The sequence below is a fragment of the Methylosinus sp. C49 genome, assembly GCF_009936375.1.
In the GTDB taxonomy this organism is placed as follows: Bacteria; Pseudomonadota; Alphaproteobacteria; order Rhizobiales; family Beijerinckiaceae; genus Methylosinus.
On record NZ_AP022332.1, the window covers coordinates 418,364 to 443,527 of the forward strand.

A 25,164-nucleotide genomic window follows, 5' to 3' on the forward strand; every position below is an offset into this window, starting at 1 on the left:
CAGGAAAGAGCGCGCGCTTCGCTCCTTCGAGCTGGCCTTCCACACGCCGAGCGTGTCGCCGCTCCGCCCTCATCGTCGACGCCAAATATCGGTTGGAACGCAAGAAAATGCCATCGGCGCCGCAAGAATCGGCTTTTGCGCCATGGCGCGCTCATGCAATATATCTATCCTACATAGCGTGAACGAGGAGTGGAGCAGTGGCATTCGCAGCCGACGTCGATTCGGGGACGACTCACGGGCCCATCGTCGAGAGCCTGCCGATCCTGCTCTATGGTCTGCTCTTTCTGCTGATGCTTTTCTCGCTGACTCTGGGCCGCTATCCCGTGCCTTTCGCGGATGTCGCGCGCATCGTCTTCACCACCTTCCCGATCAACGCCGTCGGCGCTTACGAGAACGCCCCCTGGGTCGTCGTCGAGATCGTGCGCATGCCGCGCATTCTGCTCGTCACGCTATGTGGCATGGGGCTCGCGATGTCGGGCGCGGCGATGCAGGGCGTCTTCCGCAATCCGCTCGTCGGGCCAGAGATCGCCGGCGTCTCGTCCGGCGCCGCGCTCGGCGGCGTCGCCGCCATAATGCTGTCCTGGCCGCCGCTCGCCATTGTCGGCCTCGCCTTCGGCTCCGGCCTCGGCGCGCTCGCCGCCGCTTTCGCGCTCGCTCGGCTCACCGGACGCGCCAGCACGCTCGCTCTCGTGCTCTCCGGCGTCATCGTCGGCGGCTTCTGCGGCTCGCTCGTCGGCCTGTTGCAGACGCTCGCCGATCCTTTGGTGAAGCTGCCCTCCATCGTCTATTGGCTGCTCGGCAGCTTCGCCGGCGCCACTTACGACAAGGTGGCGATCGTCGCCTGCGTCACGCTCTTTGCGGGCACGGCGCTGCTCGCCTTGCGCTGGCGCATCAATCTGCTCTCGCTGGGCGAGACCGACGCCGCGGCGCTCGGCGTCAATGTCGAGGCGCTCCGCTGGGGTCTGATGGGCCTCGTGGCCCTGCTCGTCGCCGCGCAGGTCTCCGTCTCGGGCGGCGTCGGCTGGGTCGGGCTAATCGTGCCGCATCTCGCCCGCATGCTGGTCGGGCCGGAGCATACACGCCTCTTGCCGACCTCCGCTTGTCTCGGCGGCATTTATCTCCTCGCCATGGACGATATCGCGCGCAGCGCGACCGAGCAGGAGATTCCGATCGGCCTGCTGACCAGCGCGGTCGGCACGCCGGTCTTCGCTTTCCTCTTCTGGAAGACGCAATCGAAAGGCTGGATGCGTGAGTGAGCCGGCGATCGCCCTTACCGACCTCGGCTATTTCTATCGGCCGAACCAATGGGTGCTGCGCCATTGCGACATGCGCGTCGCACGCGGCCGCGTCTTCGCGCTGCTCGGCCCCAATGGCCGGGGCAAGACGACGCTGCTGCATCTCCTCATCGGCGCGCTGAAGCCCTGCGAGGGCTCCCTTACGGTGAATGGGCGCATCGCCTTCGTGCCGCAGCACTTCGAGGTCACCTTCGACTATACCGCGCTCGACATGGCGCTGATGGGGCGCGCCCGAAAGATCGGCCTGTTCGCGCAGCCCTCGCGCGCCGACGAGGCGGCGGCGCTCGCCGCGCTCGATCGCTTCGGCATGGCCGATTACGCCGAGCGGCCCTTCGGCGAGTTCTCGGGCGGCCAGCGCCAGCTCGTCATCTTCGCGCGCGCGCTGGTTGCGGAAGCCGATATTCTCGTTCTCGACGAGCCGACATCGGCGCTCGACCTCGAGAACCAGTCGCTGGTACTCGAGCGCATCTCCGCCCTCGCGCGCGACGACGGGCTGACGATCGTGATGACGACGCATCATCCGCATCACGCGTTGGCGGTCGCCGACGAGGCGCTGCTGATGCGCGGGCAAGCCGATTATCTCTGCGGCAGAGCGCGCGAGATTTTGACCGAGGACAATCTCTGCTCGCTCTATCGCGCGCCGCTGAAGCGCATCGCCTTCGAGCACGAAGGTCGCGAGATCGAGACCATCGCGCCGATCCTCGTGCCTGCCAAGACGGGGCGTCGTCGCTCCGACGAGATCGTCGGAGCAGATTGATGAGCCCGCTATGACGGACGAGACTCCACGCGAGGTTTCTCTCGCAGCGCGATCTCGCGCACATGAGGAAACGGTTCTGCCGGCCTGGCTGCGGCCATTGGCGATCGGCGTCGCCCTCGGCGCGCATGCGGCGATATTGATCGGCTTCATCGCTTTCGTCGTCGACAAGCCGACGCCGCTCGAGGATGTGCGCGTCGAGCTCGTGCCGCAAGGCGAGACGGTGACCGAGACGAGCGTCTCGCGGACGCCGGACGCCGCGCCGACCTTCGCGCTCGACCCCACGCCCGCCGCCACGCCCGATCCGACTTTGCGCGAGGATCCGGACGTCGCCAAGCCGAAGGAGCGCGCGTCCGCCGAGACGGTGGACCTCTTGTCCGCGCCCTTGCCGCAGATGGAAGCGTCTGACGCGGTGGAGCAGCCGCCGATCGAGAATGCGCAGAAGAGCTGGCGCCGCGTGGAGGAGAAGAAGCGCAAGGAGGAGATGGAAGAGGCCCGGCGCCAGGCGGCGCAACGCGTCGCGTGCTTGGAGCAGGCGCGCGCCCGCCAACAGGCGGCGCATTCGCAATCGGGCGCCGCCGCCGTGCGGGAGGGCGCCGGCGACGCGCCGCGCATGTCCAACGCCGCCTATGCGGCGCTGGTCTCGGCCGAGATCAACCGCCACAAGCATTATCCGCCGAGCGCCCGCGAGAGAGGCGCGACCGGCTCTGTCGGCGTCGTCTTTTCGATCGGACCGTCAGGCGCCGTCACCAGCCACGCCATCACGCGTTCCTCGGGCAATGGCGCGATCGACGCCGCCGTGCATCAGATGCTGGCCGTATCCCGTCCGCCACGGCAGACCGGCGGATATTTCCGCGGAAGCGTCGTCATTTCCTTCGACCTCTCGAGGTGATCGGCCCTACATCGCCTACCTACCGCTCGGCTTTGCCGCCTGCGGCCACCGCGAATGTCCGGGAAATCCAGGGAAAGCCGCCCCTCGGGTCATGTCGTTCGAACGGCCGGTTATGGCGCATCGCTCCCTTCTCTCCTCGTGATCCTGCCGCCGAATTGTGAGGAATGCGATCGACGAAGCAATGACCGCCGGCGCTTGCCGAACGACCGGACCATCGCCGGCTTCGGCGTGGGTGAAATCGCGCCGCCGTCGAGGCGGCGACGAGCATCGCCATGCGCCCGGTTCTGGACGAAAGCAAATTTGCTCCTGCCGCTCACGGCGCGTCGATCTCGCAAACGCGATCGGTCGTCGATCGGCCGCGGAACATGATGGCTTTGCCGCCGGAGTCGACCATATGGAACAGGCCCTGATCGGTTAGGAAATACCAGGCGGTCGTCGGCGCGCCGGCGAATTCGCGCATCGGATCGCCGGCCGTCACGCGGTCGAGCCGCTGGCCCGCCTTGGCGACGAGGGCGCGAATGAGCTTCATGTAGCGGGGCGCGGCGGCCTCGGCGGCGGCGATGCGCGCGGCGCGATCGGGAAGCTGCTCGCCGCGCCGCCGGACTTCCGCCGCTATGCGGTCCGCGCTCGCCGGCGCGAGGGCGGGATGCGCGCGGAGCCATGCGCGATTGAGACCACGCAGATCCTCTGTCTTGTCCAAACCGAAAAACCGGTCGTCTATCGCTTCGAGCGCGGCGCGTTCGGCGCTCTTGCCGTAATCATGGATCGTCGTCGCGAGGAATTTCTTCAGCCGCGCCTCGCCCAGCGAATCGACGAGGCGGCCCCCCTCCTCGAACAGCGAGAGATGCTTTTTCGCTCCGATCGCCGCCAGACCTTCGCGGATCAGCCGCACCGAATCGACATGCCAGCGCGAATTGAGGACGAACTGCGGGAAGCCGCCATTCTCCATCTGCGCCAGATAATAATCGACCTCATAGCTGCGCAGCGCCTCCTGCGACATTTCGTCGAAGCGAATATGTTGCGCCAACAAATCGTTGAGGAAATCGATATTGGCCTGGACTATGTCATAGTCTGGATCGGTGGAGTCGACCGCGCTCTCGTCGACGACGATGGCGTTTTTGTCGGTGATCGAAATCATTTTCCGCTCCGTCGCAACGATAGGGTGTGTCAAATTGGCGGCGCCGTTCTTAATGCGCGGATGCGCCTCGGCGCCGAGCGCGCTCATCGATAAAAGGATGCCAAAATGAATCGTGAGATCACGAAGCCGTTGTCGCATAAAGGCGTCTCCCGCGGGCTGCTCTAGCTCATATTCGAGATCGTCGCACGTCTTCACCGCTGATCGCTTCAAGAAAATCGCAGCGAAAGCCCCAGGCTGTTGCAATCGAGCGAACTCTTGGCGGAGGCCTTCCGGCGAAGGACTGCTCCTGGCGGGACCTCCCCCTTCGGGACGGAGACGAGAAACTCCGACCCGAAGGAGACCCTCCCTCTCGTAGGTCCAACGTCTGCTTGCGCCGATAGCCGACATTTCGGTGTTTGGGCGACAGACAAACGACCAGACGACTCCGCACGTGGAATTACCATCCCGTGTACGACGGTCCCGATCACGATCGAGGCGGAACCATTCGCAGTCGCGTTCTCGGTCTCCCGCCCGGTAGATAAAATCAGGCGCCACAATTTCATGGGTTTCGATGCGTCTCGGCGCCAGTAGACGTCGTGGACTGTGGAAACGACAGCTTGAACGTCGCTCCGCCGCCCGGCGTGTCCTCGACCCAGATCGCGCCGCCATGCTTTTCGATCAGCTCTTTCGAAATCGCCAGTCCCAATCCCGTCCCCGGCGTCGCTTCGTTCTTGCGCCAAAAGGGCTCGAAAACGAGATCCTTCACCTCGGCGCCGACACCCTCGCCATGGTCGACGATCTCGACGATCGCATCCTCGCTCAAGCGGACGACGATCGTCCCGCCGCGAGGCTCGGCGCGCAAGGCATTGTCGATGAGATTGACCACGATGCACTCGATCGCGCGTCGATTGCCCCGCACCACTATAGACTCGGCCGCACAATCGAATTCGATGTCGCGCCCACTTTCGACAGCGAGCGGGAGATGGTCGCATGTGACCGCATAGACCGTCTCCACCAGATCCACCTCTTGGTCGAGCGATGTCTGGCGTTCGCTCAGCCTCGTGGCCACCAGCATCTGCTCGACCATCGTCTGAAGCTTGCTGGCGTCCCTCTTCAAATCTGTCGTGAATGTCGGCTCATGCGACGTTTCCAGTCGCGCCCGCATGATCGCGAGCGGCGTGCGAAGCTCGTGAGCGATATTCGCCGTAAACCGGCGCATCTTCGCCGCGCCCGCGTCGAGACGCGCAAGCGCAGCATTGAAGGCGACGACGAGCGGCATGATCTCGGTCGGCACGTCCTCGATTCGAAAGCGCTGGTCCAAGGAGTTCAGATCGATGTGCTCGGCCTGACGTGCGACATTATTCAGCGGCTTCAGTCCGGTGCGCACCGCGAACCAAGCGATCCACGCGCTCGTCAAAATCGTCGCGAGGAGAAATGCCGCCAAATAGGACAAATCGAACGCCAGCGAATAATAGAGGTCCACCCAGCGGAACTTCTGGCCGTAGATTGCGATCTGCATGAGACCGGCCTCAGTGGCGCCGAGACTGAGATGTCCAGAGTATTGATCCTTGCGATCGCCTGTTCTCGCGAAATGCATATGCGCGGGCCTCGCACGCGCCAGTCCTTTCAGCACTTCGGTAAGAGGCGGGGATGAACCAGCGACCGGTTCTCCATTCGCAGGATCGAACACTGCGATCATCAAGCCGGGAACGTCGTCGGTTTCCGCGCGGAGCGCTGGAGTGGGCGTTATGCGCAGAACGCCGTCAACTCCTTTCACAACGGAGTCCGCCACGAGGCGGCTCGTGCGAACGACAGCGAGCTCATCGAGCGCGCCGTCCTGGAATCTCTCGCCGGCGCGCAAGGTCGCTTGTGTGAAGATCCACGCGAGCAGGAAGGCCGGCAGTTGCGCGGCAACGAGCAGACACACCACCCGGACAACGAGCGATGACGCTTTCGTCATATCTCTGCCGACATGATCATATAGCCGAGGCCGCGCGATGAATGGATCTTCACGCCCGCGCGCGCCTCGTCGAGGCGCGAGCGCAATCGACACACCAAGGTCGTCAGCGTGTGGGGCTGAATATCCTCTTCCAACTCATAGATCGCGGCGATGAGAGCGTCGCGGGGCACGACGCGTCCGGCTCTCCTGACCAGCGTGTCGAGCAGCGCGAGCTCGCGCCGCAGCAGCGGCACGGGTAGACCGCCTGTTGTCGCGGAACGTGCGTCCATGTCGTAATGCAGCCCGCCGATGACGACCGGCGGCACGCGCTCGCCCCCGGGCCGCCTCAGACTCGCGCGGATACGCGCCATGAGCTCGTCGAGATTGAACGGCTTCGTCAAATAGTCGTCGGCGCCGGCGTCGAGACCTTCGATCCGATTGTCGATCGCGTCCAACGCGGTGAGGACCATGATGCGAACGCCCGGACGTCGATCGCGAATGAATGGCACGAAGGACAGTCCATCCCCATCGGGAAGTCTTCGATCTAGAAGCATGAGGGCGTAAGCCTCGTCGTCGACTGCCTGCTTCGCCTCGTCGATCGATCCGACGCGATCGATCACGAAGCCGTCGGATCGGATCCGTCTGACGATGTGCCCGGCCAGCTCTGCATTGTCTTCCACCAACAAAATTCGCATGGGCGCCGCTCCCAGCTTGCGAGGCGTCTATCTGATATCCGAGCGGGCTATGATTGCAAGGGCGGACGGCGCTCGACACCAACGCCTTCATTTTGTGGCATAAATGTCACAGCCGGCCGATTTTGGGTCGCGGTAACGTTGAGGGGATCGAACGTCGGTAACAGTGCCGAAACGGTCGAGGAAACCGGCTTGTCGGCGCGCTTCGTGAGAAACGGGGAAATGGACGTTCGCATGCGCGAGAAATCACGAGAACGAGGCCGACCGGCGCGTCTGCAAATGGCGGCGGTCGGGCTCTTCGCGATATTTTTCGCACTGCATGGCGCATGGGCGAACGTCGGCCTTCAGAGGTGGTTCCTGGAGTCCTATGGCGGAAGCGAGCTCGCCGCTTCGCCTCGCGCGAGACAATGCGCGATCGATCTGTCGAAGGAGAGGACGCCGAGAGACGACGCAGACCATAGAGACGGTCAGTGTCGCTTTTGCTATTTCTGCGAAACTGACGAGCGCCCGGCAGGAGGAGAGACTGCGGCGGCGCATTGCTCATTGGCGCCTGCCGCGGAGCGGGATGTCCATGAGCCTCGATATCTCATCGATATCGACAGCCGCCCTTCCGATGGATGGGCCAGCGTCCGATCGTCTCGCGGGCCTCCCTCCCGCGCGTGACCGATCGAATCTAGACACGCCGCTTTTTCACCAGACTTGACGGCCGTCGCGCCGCTCGGGGAGAGAATCCACATGTTCCGCACGCAGTTTCTGCGTAGCGCGTCCGTCGGCGCGCTCACTCTCGCTATCCTCTCGTCGCCGGCCTTCGGGCAGGAGACCCTGCCCTCGATCGAGATCGGCGCCTCCGCGGGCGCACCGGATCGCGCCGCTCCGCAAGCGGAGAAGGGCTACTCGCGCTCGACGACCTTCAGCGCCACGAAGACCAGCACGCCGCTGCTCGACACGCCGCAATCTGTGCAGATCATTCCGCGCGAAGTGCTTCAGGACCGGCAGCTCATCGATCTGAAGGAGGCGGTGCAGAATGTCTCCGGCGTGCAGGCGGAATCGACAGGCAGCCCTTACGACGCCTATCTCATCCGCGGCTTCAGCACCGGCTACGGCTCCACCTATCGAGATGGTTTGAAGGCGCTCGGCCTCGCGGGCACAGTCGATCTCGCATTCGCGGACCGCATCGAGATCGTCAAGGGACCTGCGGCCATGCTCTATGGGCGCATCGAGCCCGGTGGCTTCGTCAATGTCGTGACCAAGCGCCCGCAGGAGGAATTCGCGGCGTCGATCGGAACGCAATTCGGCAGCTGGGGACTGTCGCGCACCGTCGCAGACGTGACGGGCCCCATCGACGCCGAGAAGACCGTGCTCTATCGCCTCATCGCGGCGTATGATCGCGCCGATTCCTGGATCGACTTCGAGCATCGCGACGGCGGCGCCGCAGCCGCCTATTTCACATTTCGGCCGAGTCGCGATTTCGAGTTCAATCTTCAGTTCGAGCACTATCACAAAAAGGCGACGACCTTTGGAAGCTATAGCGGCGGAACCATACCCGTCGATCTTCGCTCGGTCGGCGGACGCGCTCTGGTGATCCCGGGAATGAACGATCGCCCGCTCGATCTGCCGAGAAATTTCGTGTCCAACGATCCGCAAATGTGGGACAAGTTTCCGAATCTGACGAGCAGAACACATTACGGCTTCGACTGGACCTATCGCTTCGCCGAAAAATGGCGGATCACCAATCGATTTCAATATATCGACGACCACGACTCGATCAACAAGCTCTCGAACAATGCGTATAACGGCGCGACCGGCGTGATCGGACGCGGCTTCTGGCATAATTTCGTCAAGCGCGACAACATTTCGACCAATCTCGATCTTGCCGGCGAAGTGCTGACTGGACCTTTGAAACACGAAATCCTCGCTGGCGTCGATTGGTTCCGATATGCGGACGTCTGGACCGGCGATTGCTGCGGCCATCCGCTCGTGCCGTCGCTCAACGTCTTCACGCCGGCCTATGGCTATTTCGGCGACGTTCTCGGCGCGATCAACGCCTATGGAGCCGCCAATAAGCTCGGCCCCAACAGCAATCAAAATCTCGGCTTCTATCTTCAGGATCACATTTCATTCCTGGACGATCGAGTGCATCTCCTGATCGGCGGACGCTGGGACAAATATCAGATTACCAGAGCCAAGACATTCGGCGCGCTCGGCGCCTCGTGCTATCCGGCGTGCACTGGCGATCCGATCATTCCTTCGTCCGAGGAGCCGAAGCTCTCGCCTCGGGCGGGACTCTCGTTCAAGATCGACGAAAGCGCGTCCGTCTATGGCAGCTACAGCCGCTCTTTCGGCAATTACAGCGGGCTGACGAGCCAAGGAACGATCAGCCCGGCGGAAACCGGCGTGCAATGGGAGGTCGGCGCCAAGAAGCTCTGGCTCGACGGACGCATCACGACGACGGTCGCGCTGTTCGATCTTCGCAAGAAGAACGTGCTGCAACCGGACCCGATCATACCGACGCGCAGCGTCGCGGTCGGCGAGGTGACGAGTCGCGGCGTCGAATTCGACATTGCGGGCCAAGTCACCGACAATCTCAGCCTCATCGCCAGCTACACATTCGACTCGGTGAAGATCACCAACGACAACAACAATGGCAATGTCGGCAAGCGCTATTACAGCGCCGCGCCTAATGTAGGCAATCTCTGGGCGAAATGGGACACGGCGCCGGGGCAGGCGGAAGGCTGGGAGCTCGGCGGAGGCGTCTATGCAATGGACAAACGCTATGGCAACAACGCCAACACATGGTTCATGCCTGCTTATGTGAAATTCGACGCGATGGTCTCCTATCGCACCCTGTTCGATGGCCACAAGCTGAAGTTCCAATTCAATGTGAAGAACCTCACCGACACCAAATATTTCGAGAGCAGCAACGGCGGCGCCTACGCCTTCTATGGCGCGCCGCGGACCTTCATGGGCGCGATCAGCCTCGAATATTGATCATGCGGGAGGCGCGCAGGCCATTGCGCGCCTCTCGGTTTCCGGGCGGAGCATATATCCATGACGCGTCCTTTCTTCGTGTGGCTGCATCGCTGGTGCGGGCTTGCGATGGCGGCGTTCCTCGCCGTCGCCGGCCTCACGGGGAGCCTCCTCGCCTTCTGGCCCGAGCTCAATCATGTCGTGGCCCCGGATCTCTATCCGGGTCCGAGCGCCGGCGCTGAGCTCGACGCCGGAACGCTGGCGTCCCGCGCGGAAGCCTTCCACCCCGGCGTGCAAGTCGTCACCGTCAATCTGAGCTATGTTCCAGGAACGGCGGAACTCGGCGTGAGACCAGCGCCCGGCGCGCCGCCGCCGGGCTTCGACTATCTACTTCTCGATCCCGTGACCGGAGAAGAGCGCGGCCGACTTTCACGCGGCTCTGCGCCGTCTGCGCTGCACGACATCCTTCCTTTCATCTATCGTCTGCACTTCTCGCTGGCGCTCGGCAAGATTGGGAGCTGGATTCTCGGCGTCACGGCGATCGTTTGGACCTTGGACAGCTTCGTCGGCTTTTATCTCGCGCTGCCGCGCATCTCGCGAAACGGATTTCTGGATTTCTTGCGTCGGTGGAGGCCGTCCTGGCTCGTAAAGCGGAGCCGCTCCTGGTTTCGCATCAATTTCGATCTGCATCGCGCCTGCGGCTCGTGGCTGTTCGTGATTCTCCTCGTTTTCTCCTGGTCGAGCGTGTCGATGCTGATGAGCGGCTTCTATACCCGAGCGATGCAGATCGCCTTCGACTATCAGCCTCGAGATTGGGTCTGGAACCAGTCGAGACCAACGCCTTCAGACGGCCGAGCCATGATCGGCTGGCGTGACGCGCAGAGGCTCGCCGAACGTCATATGGCCGAACAAGCGAAGGAGCGAGGGTTTGCTGTCGAGCGGCCTCTGGCCATGTATCTCGCGCGCGAAAACGCGCTCTATCAATATCGCGTGCGCTCCTCGCTCGATATCGGCGACCGACAGGGGCTCACCTCGGTCTTGTTCGACGCCTACACGGGAGAGCTGTATAGCATCGTGCTGCCGACCGGACAGCGGGCGGCCAATAGTTTCACGACCTGGATATATGAATTGCATAAGGCCAATGTCTTCGGGCTTCCCTATCGCATCTTCGTGAGCCTAGTCGGAGTATGCATCGCATTGCTTTCGATCACCGGCGTATATGTCTGGTGGATGAAGAGCTCGGCGCGATCACATCGTTCGGCGTCGACGTCTGAAAGTCGCCGGCCCGGATAGCTGCCCACTGTCTCGAGCGCCGCTTCGATCGTTTCTATCGCGGCGGCCTCGGAACGAGCCGGCCGCTATCATCGACCTGGCCCGAGCGTGACTGTCGACATCACGGAGATCAATCGAGAAACGAGTTCTCGCGACGCCGATGGGATGCGCGCGCCGCGGACGCCTGCCGAGCGTTGGAAGCGTATCGACGATCTCTGCTACTCGTGGCGCAGCCCCGAGTAGAGATCAATGACCTCGGTCAATTGTGGCCGCGCGTCGCCGGGGCTCGGACCGCCGAAGCCGAGTGACCGGTGTTCGATGCTCGGGACGCCTTCGGCGTCACGCGCCAGATTGAAATCGACTACGGAGCCGAGCCCCGCCGATCTTTGTCGCACCCATTGTGGAACTCATTTTCGGCGGATGACTCCCTGTTGCACGCGAAATCACCGATTATCTCCGCGGTCGTGCGCAGACACCCGTCGCCGACTTGGCACAGCGATCCCCACGACCGATAGGGCGCTGGCGTGTCATGATACCTTCCGCGGAAACGGCGGGTGGCAGCGAAAGTCCGCGAAATCCGGGAAAAGCGGCCCCTCGATCGTTCCCAGCGAATGGCCGCACAGCGCGAGTTCCCCCTTCCCGATGGCGCATATCGCTCACCTCGACGCGGCGAGGCGATGTCGTCCTCGTCGCCATCTGACAAAGCCTGTGACGAATAGAAGGACGGGGACGAAACCCATCACGGTCATGAGGACACGGCCGACGGCGCCGAACGCTTCGCCTGTGTGGAGCGGGAATCGCCATTCGAGCAGTCTTTCACCGAAGGTGAATCGCCGCGGGTCTTGAACGGCTATAATTGCGCCGCTGTATTGATCGACCGCTACGACGCGCTTCGTCTCGGTCTCGTAGATTTCGCCGTCGACGTGCTTGCCCACGCGATATACGCCATCGGGGCGAAGGGGCAATGCGATGCTCATCATCCGGCCGTCGGGAAACAAGCGATCGACCGTTGCGGCCGCCGTGCTCGGGCCAATCGGCGAACGACCCGCGGCGGGCTCCGATTTCAAATTTCCCGGCAACATATTCGCCGAGACGGACGAGAACGAGCCGATCAGCTGGCTCGTCTGCGAGCCGAAAATCAGGCATACGCCGGAGAGCACGACCACGAACGCCATAGGGGCGCTATAGGCTCCGGAAAGTCGATGCAGGTCGAAAAGAGCGCGATCCGGCCCAGCGCCGCGCTTGAACAGAAGAGCTCGTCGCCATGAGCCCGCGAATGGCCGCCAGAGAAAGAGGCCCGAGACGAACGACGCCAGCAGCGCAAGCCCCGCGAGGCCGGCGATGGATTCGCCGACATCGCCCGCGAGCAGAGTGTAGTGCAGATGCATGAGCAGCATCACCGAGGGCTCGGCGAGCGGATCGTTCGGATCGGCGATGACGCGCTGTCCCCTCACCCGTCCCGAATAGGGATCGACGACGATCTGACCGATGGAGGCATGGCCATGCGCGTTCGGATGCGAATAGATCAGATCGAAATAACCATCGTCGCTCTTCGGCAAGTGAATGAACGCCGGGCTCGAATCTGGCGGAACTCGTTCTTTTGCAGCGGCGAACAGTTCATCGATAGGACGAAACGCCTGGCGCTCAGAGGCTGGACGAGATGGCCCTATCAAATCACGGTTCAGCCATGTGTCGAGCTCGGCCCGATAGACCAGGACGACGCCAGTGAGGCCGGCGAGCACAAAATAGGCGCCGGCCACAAAGCCGATCCACCGATGAATTCTCGACAGGACGGTGCGCATGGTTCGGGAGTCCTTCGATCAGAAGCGCGGCGCCGCCGATTTCACGGGACGCGCCTCTTCGCTCGTTTAAAATTCGACCCGGATCGCTCCCATGATATTGCGAGGCTGCGCGGGATTGATACTATTCGCGCCTCCCGCGGCCGCGTAATATCTCACATCCGTAATATTATCCGCGTTGATCTGGAAGCTGATCTTCTTTCCTTCGAATTCGAACGCATAGCGCGCCATTAGATTGGCGATCGTATATCCGGGCAGCATCAGCGTATTCGCCGTGTCGGCCCAGACGGCGCCAGAGGAGACGAGGCCGGCGCCGAAGCTCAGCCCGGGAACGAGCGTCCATCGCGGCTCATACACCGCCCACACGCCGCCGGCGAATTTCGGGACGCCGTAGAGCCGGTGACCGACGTTGCCGCTATTGTCTTTTAGAATGTTGGAGTCGATGTAGGCGATATTGGCGATGAGCTTCAGCTCGTCGAGCAATTGTCCGCTGACATCGGCCTCCCATCCACGATTGCGCACGGCGCCGGTCAGCACACGATAGCCGAGGGCCGCGCGCGCCGGATCCGGATCCGGGGTCGCGACATTGGTTTTGGTGATGTCGAACCAGGAAACCGTCGTCGTCAATCGACCCTCGAAGAGCTCCGTCTTGACGCCGGCCTCCCATTGCGATCCCTCCGACGCCTTCAAAGCCGGTTGGTTCGGGCCAGAAGAACTAGGGCCGCCCGTTGTCGACGGAGGACTGAAATTCTCGACATAATTTCCATAGAGACTCAATTCCGGAATCGGTCGCCACAGCAATCCGACGCGCGGCTTGATCGCCTGTTGGCGCACTTCGATTTCCGCGATCGCGGGGGTCGGCGAGAAAGTGTCCGTATGGTCCTTCGCATGAGCGTTGTCGTAGCGGAACCCGGCGAGAAGATGGAAGCCGAAAGGCAGTTCCGCCTGATCCTGGACATAAAGCCCGTAGTAGTCTTGTTCGGCGCGGAGATTGGACACAGAGCTCGCGAAGTCGAGCAGATAACCCAAGCTTCCAGTGTGGACCGGATTGAAGAGATCGATGGACGGCACGCCGGTCGACTGCGAACGGCGCTGCGTGGTCACGAGATCCGCGTAATAGTCGCCGCCGACGAGCAGCTCGTGCTCGACGCCGAACGTATCGAATTTTCCGGTCAGGTCGATATTGGTGAAATAATACTGTCCCTGTAACACGAAGCGGTTGACGGAGCGCGCTATCGGGCACGAGATCCATGTGCATTGCGACTGGGTGACGCCATTCACGACCACCGTGCCCGGGGCCGCCGCGTCACGAAAATCCGCATCGAAGCGATGGGTGATCTTCCAATTCGCGTCGAAGGAATGAGACCAATCGAAGCCGACACGAACGTCGTAATGCGTATCCTCCTCGCTGTTGGGCTCGCCATAGCTCCGAGAGATGAGCGCAGAATATGGGGAGCCCCAAAATTTCGGAAAACCGAAATAGATCGGGTCCTTGCTGTGGAAATATTGCAAATAGAGATTGGCTTGCGTATCGGCGTTCGGCTCGAAATGCAGTCGCGGCGCCAGAAATACATGTTCGACATCGGCGAAGTCCCGAAATCCGCTCGAATTTTGATAGGCGGCGTCGAAACGATAGAGCAGCCGCTTGTCGTCCGTGACAGGCCCCGTCATATTCAATGCGGTGCGATAGAAGTCGAACGACCCGAATTGCTGCTGGATCGCATAGGATGGAATCTCGGAAGGCCGCTTGGTCGCGAGATTGATGAGCCCGCCAGGCTCCAATCGTCCGAACAGCACAGAGGCTGGTCCCTTCAGCACTTCGATCCGATCGAGATCGACCGTGTCCCGCGAGCCCGGAGTCGTGCGATTGTCGACCCTTACGCCGTCGAGGTAATATTTGTAAGTTTCAAAGCCGCGGATCGAAAAGCCGGCCTGCAAGCCGCCGACCGGAATCATATAGACGCCGCTGACATTTTGCAGCGCCTTGTCGATGATGACGACCTGCTGATCCTGCAATATCTGCTGCGGCACGACCTGCACGCTGACCGGCGTCTGCATGATCGGCGAATCGGTCTTGGTCGCGGTCGATGTATTCCAAGTCTTATAGGCGGCCTTGTCCTGGCGGTCGCCCGGGACCGGTCGCTGCGCAGGGCCAGAAATCTGCGAGGCGCCGATGTCGATGGAGGGCAGCGCTTCCTGCCCGAGAGCCGGGACGCAGGATAGAAGAAGCAGTGGCGCGCCGACGACGCGCTTGAACTTAGAGCGAAGCATGATGGGTCTCCTGGCGCGGTCAGCGCGCGAACGGGAATGAGATCGGCCTCGACGGCCGGTTTCTTCACGATCAGGAGAGAACGGGGGATGCGCGGGCGGAAAATCCGCGGGCCACGCTGATATTGTCGGGCAGCCTCCGATCAGGCCACTCTGGTGGTCCGCCCAGGCCCGCATTCGGCCATTCAGTCGCTGCCAACAGCGCGGCGAGAGCAAAGAAATCTCCCCCGCAATGTCCAACGGATATGCATAGAATGCAGCAATCGACGCCCTTCTGGGACGGCGCTCCGGGGAAATCGCCTTTCGAGACGTCGGAAACAACGCAGAGCCCGTGTAGCGCCGCGGAAGCCTCCGACCGCTGCGCTCCCCCTTGCTGGGGCCAAAGCGCGGTCAGCAAGAAGCCCAGTGAGAGCAGCAGGCTGAGAATCGATCTTTCGCGCCGCAACCGAATGGCTCCTGATGCCGAACCGCCGAACGTCGAGAGCGGCCGCTCACTCTCTTACGAAGGTATGGTTACGTGAGGGCAACACGGCTTTTCCGCAGGGCAATAGGCCGAAGCTGTTGCAGAATTGCCACTTTTCCTGCTTCACTGCCGCTCGTTCCGAGCAGAGCGGCGCATAGTCGGGGCCAGGACAGAGATGCGGATACTCATAATCGAGGACGAGCGCGAGCTCGCTTTCCTGCTGACGGAACGAATGCGAGCCGCCGGCTTCGTCATCGATCGGGTCGCGACGGCGACCGCCGCACTGGACGCAATCCGCGCGTATGACTATCCGATCGTCCTGCTCGACCGCCGGCTGCCGGACGCGGACGGCATATCGATCATCCCAGAAATTCGGCGAATGCGCTCCGCCACACGCATTTTGGTCGTTTCCGCGCTCCGCGACATAGACGACCGGGTGGAAGGGTTGGACGCCGGCGCCGATGATTATCTGACCAAGCCTTTCGACACCAACGAATTGCTGGCGCGTGTAAGGGCCAATCTTCGGCGCCCGGGCAACGCCGCGCTGCCTCCGGTCGTCGTGGGCGACCTTACCTTCGACGTGAATACGCGGGAGGCGAACATCGCCGGTCGTCCGCTGCTGCTGTTCAAGCGCGAGGCTCTTATGCTCGAATCGCTCATGCGACGCGCGGGCCGCGTGGTGACGCACGCGACCCTGATCGACGAACTCTACGGATTCGACGAAACAGCGCAACTGAATGCGCTGAAAACGCTCGCCTCCCGGTTGAGGCGACGGCTGGAGTCCTGCGACGCAAAAGCCGATGTGCGAAGCGTTCGTGGCGTTGGCTATCTTATCCGAGCAATTTGACGATGCGCCCGCTCCGCTCGCTGTCGAGCCGCCTCATCGTCTACTGGATCGCCGGCTCGCTGGTGACATTCTTCGCGCTGCCGCCGATTCTCAATCTCGCTATGTCGGCTCTCTCCTTGTTCGAGCCGGAGACCAATCTCGAATCCTGGACGACCCGGCGCGCTCGGACACTCGTCGCGGGCGCGTTGCGCAAGGACGAGGTGGGCGCGAAATTCATCGCGATGACGGACGATCTGCGCATCTATGCCGCCGCCAACCCGGCGTTTCGCTACGCTGCGTTGGAAATCGGCTCGAATGCGCCATTGCGCGGATCGTCCCTCGAGCTCACCCCTTATTTCCAGACGCTCCATGGCCTCGACCTACATGCAGCCGCCTTTCATCTCGAAGGCGACCCGAATCCCGATGCGCGAGGCCTCGAGCGGACGATGAACACCCCGGTCGGGCGTGCAAAAATCATCGTCTACGGATCGAAATTCCATTGGGATGACGTATTCTACCAGATATATTCGTCCTTCACTGCGGTCGGCTTGATGAGCTATGGCTTACTCGCCAGCGTCGTCGCGCTCATTGCGTTCGCCGTCGTAAGAGAGGCCCTCGCTCCACTGCGAGCGGTAGCCGCCAAAGTTTCGCAAATCGACGTGAATTCATTGCGTCAGCACATCCCGACGGACAGGCTTCCGGCGGAGCTCTCTCCCTTCATCGACGCGGTCAACACGGCGCTTCGGCGCGTGGATGACGGGGTCGCGAGGCAAAAGCGCTTCACAGCCAATTCCGCTCATGAATTGCGAACGCCCATTACCGTGCTCACCGCTCGCGTCGAAAAGCTCGAGACGACGCCGCTGAAGCTCGATATCCAACGCGACGTGCGTCGCATCCGCACGATCGTGGAGCAATTGCTGGTTCTCGCGCAAATTTCAGAAAAAGGCGTGACAGCCGCCTCCGCGCCGAACACGATCGACCTCGTCGAAGCCTTGATCGCGATCGTCGCCGATCTCGCGCCTGTCGCGCTCGACAACCACCGATATCTCGAGCTCGAGGCCCCATCCGAGCCGATTTATATTCCGGCCTATCGCTGGGCGATCGAAAGCGTCGTCATCAACTTGATCGAAAATGCCCTTCGTGCGGAGCCGGACAATGGCGTCGTTCTCGTGCGAGCGACAGCTGGCGCCGTGATCGAGGTGATCGACCACGGCCCGGGAATTGCGCCGCCCGAGCGCGGAATGGTTTTCGAGCCGTTCTGGCGTGGCGGCGATGATACGCCGGGAACCGGCCTCGGCTTGTCGATCGTGCGTGAGCTCGTCGAAAAAATGCAAGGGTCGATCGCGGTCGACGAAACCCCGGGCGGAGGCACAACATTCGCGGTGCAGCTTCCGCTGTGCGACGCCTCGACCGCTCCGCGCGGAGGTCCTCCGCAGAACGGGGAAATGCGTCCTAGATGATCGCCTGGTCGGCGCCTGAGATTTTCAAAATTTGACCGATTCCGGCGCGACGAAAATCCTTGAAATCCAGAGAAAGCGGACCTTCCGGTCGCCCAGACGAATCGCCGATTATGGCGCATCGCCGAAATTCAAACCGACCCGCCGCCCGCCCTCGGCAGGCCGATTTCCCGCTCGAAAAAACTGCGTCGAACGCCTCTTCACTCGCTCCCCGGCGGGCGATAGGTCAATATATCGTCCGCCTTCAGCCAGCCCTGCGTGCCTTCCTTGAACTGCGCCTGGGCGCGCGTCGCCTGGGTGCGCGCCTCCACATATTTGCCGGCGACGAAGAGGCCTTCCGCCGCCGCGAGCTGCGCCTTGGCGTTCTCGCCCTTGCGGAAATAGGCCATGGACAGAAACTCCCAGGCGTCGGCGCTGTCCTCGTCGCGCTGCGTGGCGTTGGCGAGCACGCTCACCGCCTCGTTCAGCAGCTTGGGATCGTCGGCCGAGACCAGCGCATGGCCGAGCAGCACGCGGATCGGCGTCGCCGCCGGCCCGGCGATGGCCGCCGCCTTGCGCAAAGGCGCGATGGCCTGATTGGCGCGGCCCGCCTCCAGCAAAATCTGCCCCTTCAACTCCCAGAAATAGGGATTCTTCGGATCGGCCGCGACCAGCGCGTCGGCGCCGCGCAAAGCATCCTCCAGCCGGCCGAAGCGATTATCGGCGATGACGCGGGCGTAGCGCGCCGGCAGCGAAAGATCGGAGATCGGATAGCGCCGCGCCACCTCGCCGGAATTGCCCATGAAGCCGACGAGCTTGGCGCGCATCAGATCGTGACGGGCCTGCAGCGCCGGCGAATCCGGGACATCGAAATAGGGCGACTGCTTGGCCGCCTGATCGAGATTGGAGATGCGCTCATTGGGCAGCGGATGCGATTGCAGATACGGGTCGATCGCCGTCGTCTTGAACAGGGATTCGCTGGCGAAGCGGTTGAACACTTCCAGCATGCCCTTGGCGGATTGATGCGTCGCCGTGAGGAAGCGCACCGCCATGCGATCGGCGGCCTGCTCCTCGCCACGCTGATAGGCGAGCAGCGAGCGCTTCACCGCCTCTTGTGGGCCGAGCAATATTCCGACGGCGCCGGCGGAATCCATGCCCACTTGTCCGTCGCGACGGTTGAAGGCGCCGCGCGCGGCGACCATGGCGCCGGCGCTGGCCAACATGCCGGCGACGGAGAGAATGGTCGCCTTGGCGAGTTCCTGGCGCCCGCGCGCCAAATGGCCGCCGGCGATATGGCCGGTCTCATGGGCGAGGACGCCGATGATCTCATTGGGCGTCTTCGCCTCCATCAGCGCGCCGGTGTTGACGAAGATCTTCTGCCCGTCGGCGACGAAAGCGTTGAAGGAGCGGTCGCCGACCAGAATAATCTTGGCCGCCGCGCTGTGAATGCCCGCCGCCTTCAGCACGGGGGCGGTGTAGTCCCGCAATAATTGCTCGATCTCCGCGTCGCGGATGATCGACACGCGCGGCCCTTCATCCTCCGCGCGCGCGGGCGCGCAGAGCGCGAAGATCAGGAGACCGGTGAGAAGCGTCCGCCGCTTGCCGCTTTTGCGATCCATGGGCGAAGAGTGGCGTAAGCGGAGACGGAAAGCAAACCGCGTCACGAGGTGGAAGGCTCTCCTTCCACCTCGCGCGAGAAAAGGCGCTGGCGCTCAGAAGCGATAGGACACGCCGCCATTGAGCGCGGCGCCGGTCAGCTTCTCGCCGGTGCGATAATCGCCGCGCAGGAAGCCGACCCAGCCCGTGTCGATGATCTGCGCCGAGACGCCGAGGCCGAATTGCGCGAAAGCGCCGGAGCGCGACACGGAGATCGGCACATAGGTGACATTCTGCTGGAAGCTCTCCTTCAGGCTGGTCTCGAACTCGTTCCAGCCGCTGACCGAGGCGAAGGGCTGGAAAGCGTATTTATTGTCGAGGACGAAGGAGGTTCCCGCCCGCAAGCCGACGCGGCCGAGCGTCGAGCGCACTGTGTCGAGCACGAGATAGGCCGGCGTCGTGCCCGCCGCCACCTGCAGCCGATCGAAATCGACGCTGGTGACATTGATCGCGGCCGAGGGCTCGATGAACCAATCATTGGGCAGAGCCCAATGATAGCCGATCGAGGCGGAGCCCGCCCAGCCGCGGCCCTCCAGCGGCTTCTCATTGAGGCCGGCGCGATAATTGGTGATGTCGGCGTTCCAGAAGTCGTGACGGAACTGCACATCGGCGAAGAAGCCGAAGCCGGTCGCCACCGCATAGACGCCGACGAAGGGCACATCGAACCGCGTCTTGGTGCCGGAGCCGAGGAGATCGTAGGAATTGGAGAGATATTGGCCGGCCATCACGCCGCCGTGCAGATTGATCTGCGTGTTCTCTATGTTGGAGAGCGATGCGTCGAGGCCGACCTGATAGCCGCTGTAGAGCGTGCGCGTCTTCTCATTGGTGATGGCGGTCCCGCCTGCGGCCGTCGGCGCGCTGGAGGAACTCGCGAGATCGGAGCGGCCGACCGCGGCGCGCGTCCATACGCCGAAGTCGACAGCGTTGGGCTTGGCGTCCGGCCGCGACTGCACGAAGGCCGAGGCGCTCTGGAAGAAGCCCGTCGTCGCCGAGCTGATCGCCGCCGCTATGCTGCCGCCGACGGCGGAGAGCGCGCCAGTGTCGAGGCTCGGCACCAGATACCATTGACCGCCGCTGAGCTCCTGCAGGCTGAAGCTGACGAGGCCGGTGTTGAGCGCCTGGGCGGCGCCGATGCTGGTGTTGGCGTTGCCGAGCTGGAACGTCGATGTGGAGCCGGGATTGGTCTTGGCGATCAGGATCGGGCTGGCGAAAAAGCCGGTCTGATTCTGGAACGGATTGACGATCACCGTCGTCACATTGCCGGCGCCGGCGCCATTCACCAGCAGCTCGCCGGCCCGCTGTCCGCCGAGATCGGCGAAGCGGGCCGCAACATTCAGCACGCCGCCGCCCGTGTAGCCGCCGTTGACGGTCAGCGAATTGGCGAGCGCCGCCGCTGTCGCGCCATTGGCGACCACCTGATTCGCCGCGGCGAGATCGAGGTTTCCATTATTGGTGAGATTGCCGGCGATGACGGAATTGACCGTCGTATTCGTCGTGCGGTCGCCGAGCGCGATCGTCGCATTATTGACGACGCTCGTCGCGCCGAGCGTGCGGCCATGGCCGAGCGAGACGCCGATCCCCTGGAACTGCGCGCCCGCCGTCGCGTCGCCGACGGAATTGTTGGTCAGCACGCCGATATTGGTGTAGTCGCCGGCCCCGACGATCAGCGCGCCATTGCCGTTATTGTCGAACTTGCCGCCATTATTGGCGAGCGCCGCGGTGACATTGAATGTCCCTGTGTTGGTCACGCCGCCGCCGATGGTTCCGGCGGCGTTGACCTTGCCCTGATTGACGAAGCCATTGGTCGTCAGCAGCGCGCCGCCGAAAATCGCGATCGTCGAACCCGCGCTATTCGTCGCGCTGCTCGCCGAGAGCGTGCGACCGGAGGCGATCGTCACGCCGGTCGCGGCGGTGGAGCTGTTGGTCAGCGCGCCGACGCCGGTGTAATCGCCACCGGAGACAGCGAGCGTCCCCGCGCCGCCATTGGCGAAATCGCCGCCGCCATTGGCGAGCGCGCCGGTCACGGTGAATGTCCCCGTATTGGCGACGCCGCCGGCGATAGAGCCAGCCGCATTGACGAGATTCGTGTTATTCAGGCCACCGGTGAGCGCGCCCGTGGAGTTCAGCGTTCCGGCGTTCTGGATCGCCGCGCCGGTGGAGGCCAGCGTTCCCGCATTGACGATCGTCGCGCCGGCGCTGTTGGTCACGCCGGTCGCGCTCAGCATGCGGCTGGCCGCGATGAAAACGCCCGGGGCCGCAGTGGAGCTGTTCACGAAGGCGCCGATATTCGTGTAGTCGCCGCCGGTGACGAACAGCGTCCCGGCGCCATTATTGGCGAAGCCGCCCGCGCCATTGACGAGCGTGCCCGTGACGGTGAATGAGCCCGTATTGGCCACGCCGCCGGCGAGCGCGCCGGCGACATTGGCCGTTCCGCTATTGGTCAGCCCGCCGGTCAGCGAGCCGGCGAGCTGATTGAAGGCGCCCGCATTGTTCAAGCCGCCGATGACGGCGCCGGAATTATTGAAGGTTCCGGCGTTCTGAATCGTCGCGCCGGAGCTGAGAGTCCCGAGATTGGCGATGGTCGCGCCGGCGGCGTTGGTCACGCTCGCCGCCGAGAGCGTGCGGCCCGCCGACACAGAAACGCCGGTCGCGGCGGTGGAGCTGTTGGTCAGCGCCCCGACGCCCGTGTAATCGCCGCCGGAGACAACGAGCGTTCCCGCGCCATTATTGGCGAAATTGCCCGCGCCATTGGCGAGCGCGCCGGTGACGGTGAATGCGCCCGCATTGGTCACGCCGCCGCCGATGGAGCCGGCCGCTTTCGTCACGCCCGCAGCGGCGTTGGTCAGCCCCCCAGTGACGGCGCCGGTCGTGGTGAAGGAGCCGCTATTGGCCACTGCGCCGGTGATGGTTCCGCCATTGGTCGCCGTCGCGCTATTCGTCAGCCCGCCATTGAGGATGGCGCCGGCGTTATTGTTGAGCGTCCCTGTATTGACGAGGCCGCCGTTCAATGTTCCGCCATTATTATTGTTGACGAGGCCGGCGTTCTGGATCGCGGCGGTCGAGGCGATCGTCGCATTATTGTTGATCGTCCCGCCGGCGCCCACAGTGAGCGCCGCGGCCGTCGCCACGCCGCCGGCGTTATTGGTCAGCACGCCGCCATTGATCGCGAAATTCGTCGCGCCGATGGTCCCGCTATTGGCGATGATGCCGCCGGTCTCGTTGATCGCATTGGCGGCGATCACGCCGCCGGCATTTTGGATCGAGCCCGCGGCCTGCGTGAGCGTTCCATTCACCGCGAGACTGCCGCCGGCGATGGTGATCGCGCCATTATTGTTCAGCGCGCCTATGTTGGTGAAGCTTCTCGAATTGACGTCGAGCGTCGCGCCGGCGTTGTTGTTGACGGTCGAGCCATTATTGGCGAGCGCGCTCGTCAGCGTGAATTTGCCGCTATTATCGATCTGCCCATTGATCGCGCCCGCGGCGAAGACCGTGCCGGCGACGCCATTGACGAGGCCGCCATCGACGGTTCCGCTCGTCGTCAGCGTTCCGCCCGTGACGGTCGCGCCATTATTGATCGTTCCCGTCGAATTCAGCGTTCCGGCGAGAACCAGCGCGCCGCCATTGAGCGCGCCGGCGTTGGTCGCCGCTCCCGATGTCGTCAGCAGGCCGCTGAGCGTGGAAGCCGCGGTGGAATTGTTGAAGGTTCCGCCCGCGCCATTGGTGATCGCGCCGGTCCATGTCGCCTGATTGTCGATCGTCCCGCTGGCGTTGGCGGCGTCGCCCACCCAGGAGCCCTGATTGACGATCTGCGCGCCGGTCGTGTTCGACAGAACATTGCCGGTCCACACGCCCGTCGATTTGTTGGTCACGACGGCCGCAGCGCCGGAATTGATGAGATCGCCATTATAGGCGCCGGAATTGTTGACGACGCCCGTATTGGTGAGCGCGTCATTGACCTTGCCGCCCTGATCGACAGTGAGCGCGCCGGAATTGGTCACGCCGCCGAGCGCGGTGAGCGTCGCGCCATTGCGCACGTAGAAATTGCCGGCGTTGCCGACCGACAATGCGCCAGCGGCGCCGCTCGTCGTTCCCGCCTTTATATCGACGGTCGCGCCGGCCGAGTTCTGCACCACATCGGTCTTCAGATCGCCGGTGACATTGAAGGCTCCGGCGAGATTGTTGACGATTCCGTTGATCGTCCCTTGCGCATTGGTCGTTCCCGAATTGGTCAGCCCGCCATTGACGACGCCCTGCGTCGCGAATGTTCCGCCCGTCACATTGACGCCGCCGCTGATCGTCGCGCCGACGGCGTTGGTCGCCGTTCCCGATGTCTTCAGCCCGCCCGTGACACTGCCGCCGGCGTTGTTGTTGAAGATCGCGGAATTGTCGACCGAGCCGGAGATCGTCGCATTATTGGCGAGCTGACCGCCAGTGACGGCGACCGCTCCGACGATCTGATTATTATTGCTCAGCAGTCCGCCCGAGACCCCGGCGCCGCCATTGAGATTGCCGGCGTTCGTCGTCGTTCCCGCCGACTGGGTCAGCTGGCCCGTGACGACGCCGCCGGCGAGATTGGAGAAGGTCCCGGAATTCGCGACCGTCCCGCTGATCGTTCCGCTATTCGTCAGCTGGCCGAGATTATTGCCGACATTTCCGGTCAGCGCGCCTGCGCCCGTCGTCGTCAGCGTATTGACGCCGCCCGTGAAGGTGATGGCGTTGGCCCCGCCGACCCCGATGATCTGGCCGGAATTCTTGATGGCGAGATCGCTGCCGATAATGCCGGCGCCGCCCGCGCCATTCGCTCCGGCCCCGCTGGCGCCCGCGCCGCCGAGGCCGCCCGCACCGCCCCGGATCAAGCCCGAGTTGTCGATCGTAAAGTTGGACCCGGCAAAGCCCGCGCCGCCATTGCCGCCGACGCCGGATCCCGAACCGCCGGCCCCGCCGGCTCCGCCCGCGCCGCCGGTGATCGAACCCTGAACCGTGACCGTGCTGTTGGCGCCGCCGCCGCCCGCCGCGGCCGTGGTGAACAGACCGGCGCCCCCGTCGCCGCCCGAGCCGCCATTGCCGCTGATCGCAATGGCGGAGCCGCCCGCCCCGCCCGCGCCGCCGGTGAGCACGCCCGCCGCGCTGACCGTGCTGGCGCCGCCGGAAGGAAGGGACTTGAGAACGAGGCCGCCGCCCGCGCCGCCGCCGCCGCCCGAGCCGGCTCCAGCCCCACCCGCGCCACCCGCTCCGCCAGCCTTGCCTGCAACGGGAGCGAAGACTGTGAATGTGTTGTCGACCGTGAAGGCGCCCCCGCCCCCGCCGCCGCCGCCGCCCTGATTCGCGGCGCCATTGGTTCCGGCCGTTCCTGCCGTATCTGAGCCGAAGCCGGAAGCGCCGCCCGCGCCGCCCGCGGCCACGCCGCCGCCGCCCTTGCCACCCGCCGAACCCAGTCCGCCGCCGCCGCCGCCGCCGAGCGCTGCGCTCGCATCGCCGCCGACCGTCCCGACCGCATCCGTCGTCGAACCGGCGGTTCCGCCGCCCGGCCCGCCGCCGACGCCGCCTGCCTGCTGGGCGTGAACCGGCCCGGAAAGACCGACAGAAAGCGCCAGGCTGAGCGCCGAGACGCCCAGCAAAAGGCCGCATCTGTGAGAATTGCCGATCGAAAGGCCGAAGGATGGGGAACGCACGCTATTGCCGCGACGGCCGGACGAACGGGTCATTCGATAGTCTCCAGAAACTCGTCAAAATCCAAACGACAAAATCACGTCGAGCGAGGCGACGCGGGCCGACTCGCGCATTTCCA

14 protein-coding genes are annotated in these 25,164 nt (G+C 63.6%); 7 read left to right on the forward strand and 7 right to left on the reverse strand.

From position 1 onward, the window contains the following. The first annotated feature begins 290 nt into the window (after positions 1-290). Genes GYH34_RS02010 through GYH34_RS02020 form a run of 3 tightly spaced genes read left to right on the forward strand, consistent with a single transcriptional unit; the run spans position 291 to position 2,941 of the window. Positions 291-1,256 (forward strand): iron ABC transporter permease, encoded by a 966-nt coding sequence (locus GYH34_RS02010; protein ID WP_244635342.1) that lies wholly within the window; start codon positions 291-293, stop codon positions 1,254-1,256. Continuing rightward, positions 1,249-2,052 (forward strand): ABC transporter ATP-binding protein, encoded by an 804-nt coding sequence (locus tag GYH34_RS02015; RefSeq protein ID WP_161912136.1) that lies wholly within the window; start codon positions 1,249-1,251, stop codon positions 2,050-2,052. The genes GYH34_RS02010 and GYH34_RS02015 overlap by 8 nt, the downstream gene beginning before the upstream one ends. A gap of 10 nt (positions 2,053-2,062) precedes the next feature. Continuing rightward, a complete protein-coding gene (locus GYH34_RS02020) occupies positions 2,063-2,941 on the forward strand; it encodes a TonB family protein (RefSeq protein ID WP_161912137.1) in 879 nt (292 codons plus the stop codon). 313 nt (positions 2,942-3,254) lie between these two features. On the opposite strand, the gene GYH34_RS02025 is transcribed toward GYH34_RS02020, so the two are convergent. The 3 genes from GYH34_RS02025 to GYH34_RS02035 form a co-directional block, all read right to left on the reverse strand. Beyond that, a complete protein-coding gene (locus GYH34_RS02025) occupies positions 3,255-4,079 on the reverse strand; it encodes a DUF4375 domain-containing protein (RefSeq protein WP_161912138.1) in 825 nt (274 codons plus the stop codon). Between the two features lie 538 nt (positions 4,080-4,617). Then, positions 4,618-6,018, reverse strand: a complete 1,401-nt coding sequence (locus GYH34_RS02030; RefSeq protein ID WP_161912139.1) for a HAMP domain-containing sensor histidine kinase — start codon at positions 6,016-6,018, stop codon at positions 4,618-4,620. Continuing rightward, the gene (locus GYH34_RS02035; RefSeq protein ID WP_161912140.1) at positions 6,015-6,692 is read right to left on the reverse strand and encodes a response regulator transcription factor; all 678 of its coding nucleotides are present in this window, start codon (positions 6,690-6,692) and stop codon (positions 6,015-6,017) included. Before GYH34_RS02035 ends, GYH34_RS02030 begins: the two co-directional genes overlap by 4 nt. Positions 6,693-7,424: 732 nt before the next feature. On the opposite strand from GYH34_RS02035, the gene GYH34_RS02040 reads away from it, so the two are divergent. Next, on the forward strand, positions 7,425-9,677 hold the full coding sequence (locus GYH34_RS02040; RefSeq protein ID WP_161912141.1) for a TonB-dependent siderophore receptor: 2,253 nt from the start codon (positions 7,425-7,427) through the stop codon (positions 9,675-9,677). Positions 9,678-9,737: 60 nt separating this feature from the next. Beyond that, positions 9,738-10,949, forward strand: a complete 1,212-nt coding sequence (locus GYH34_RS02045; protein WP_161912142.1) for a PepSY-associated TM helix domain-containing protein — start codon at positions 9,738-9,740, stop codon at positions 10,947-10,949. Between the two features lie 635 nt (positions 10,950-11,584). Here the strand turns inward: GYH34_RS02045 and GYH34_RS02050 are convergent. Further along, complete coding sequence (locus tag GYH34_RS02050) at positions 11,585-12,730, reverse strand: PepSY-associated TM helix domain-containing protein (RefSeq protein WP_161912143.1); 1,146 nt, start codon at positions 12,728-12,730, stop codon at positions 11,585-11,587. A gap of 66 nt (positions 12,731-12,796) precedes the next feature. After that, positions 12,797-14,998, reverse strand: coding sequence for a TonB-dependent siderophore receptor (locus GYH34_RS02055; RefSeq protein ID WP_161912144.1), 2,202 nt, complete (start codon positions 14,996-14,998; stop codon positions 12,797-12,799). A gap of 635 nt (positions 14,999-15,633) precedes the next feature. Here GYH34_RS02055 and GYH34_RS02060 point away from each other — a divergent pair. Together GYH34_RS02060 and GYH34_RS02065 are read left to right on the forward strand one after the other, a co-directional pair. Further along, a complete protein-coding gene (locus GYH34_RS02060) occupies positions 15,634-16,305 on the forward strand; it encodes a response regulator transcription factor (RefSeq protein ID WP_161914844.1) in 672 nt (223 codons plus the stop codon). A gap of 2 nt (positions 16,306-16,307) precedes the next feature. Continuing rightward, on the forward strand, positions 16,308-17,744 hold the full coding sequence (locus tag GYH34_RS02065; protein WP_161912145.1) for a HAMP domain-containing sensor histidine kinase: 1,437 nt from the start codon (positions 16,308-16,310) through the stop codon (positions 17,742-17,744). A gap of 197 nt (positions 17,745-17,941) precedes the next feature. Here the strand turns inward: GYH34_RS02065 and GYH34_RS02070 are convergent, their stop codons facing one another. Continuing rightward, a complete protein-coding gene (locus GYH34_RS02070; protein ID WP_161912146.1) occupies positions 17,942-19,339 on the reverse strand; it encodes a M48 family metalloprotease in 1,398 nt (465 codons plus the stop codon). A gap of 93 nt (positions 19,340-19,432) precedes the next feature. Further along, positions 19,433-25,081, reverse strand: a complete 5,649-nt coding sequence (locus GYH34_RS02075) for a hypothetical protein (protein ID WP_161912147.1) — start codon at positions 25,079-25,081, stop codon at positions 19,433-19,435. Between the last annotated feature and the right edge of the window lie 83 nt (positions 25,082-25,164).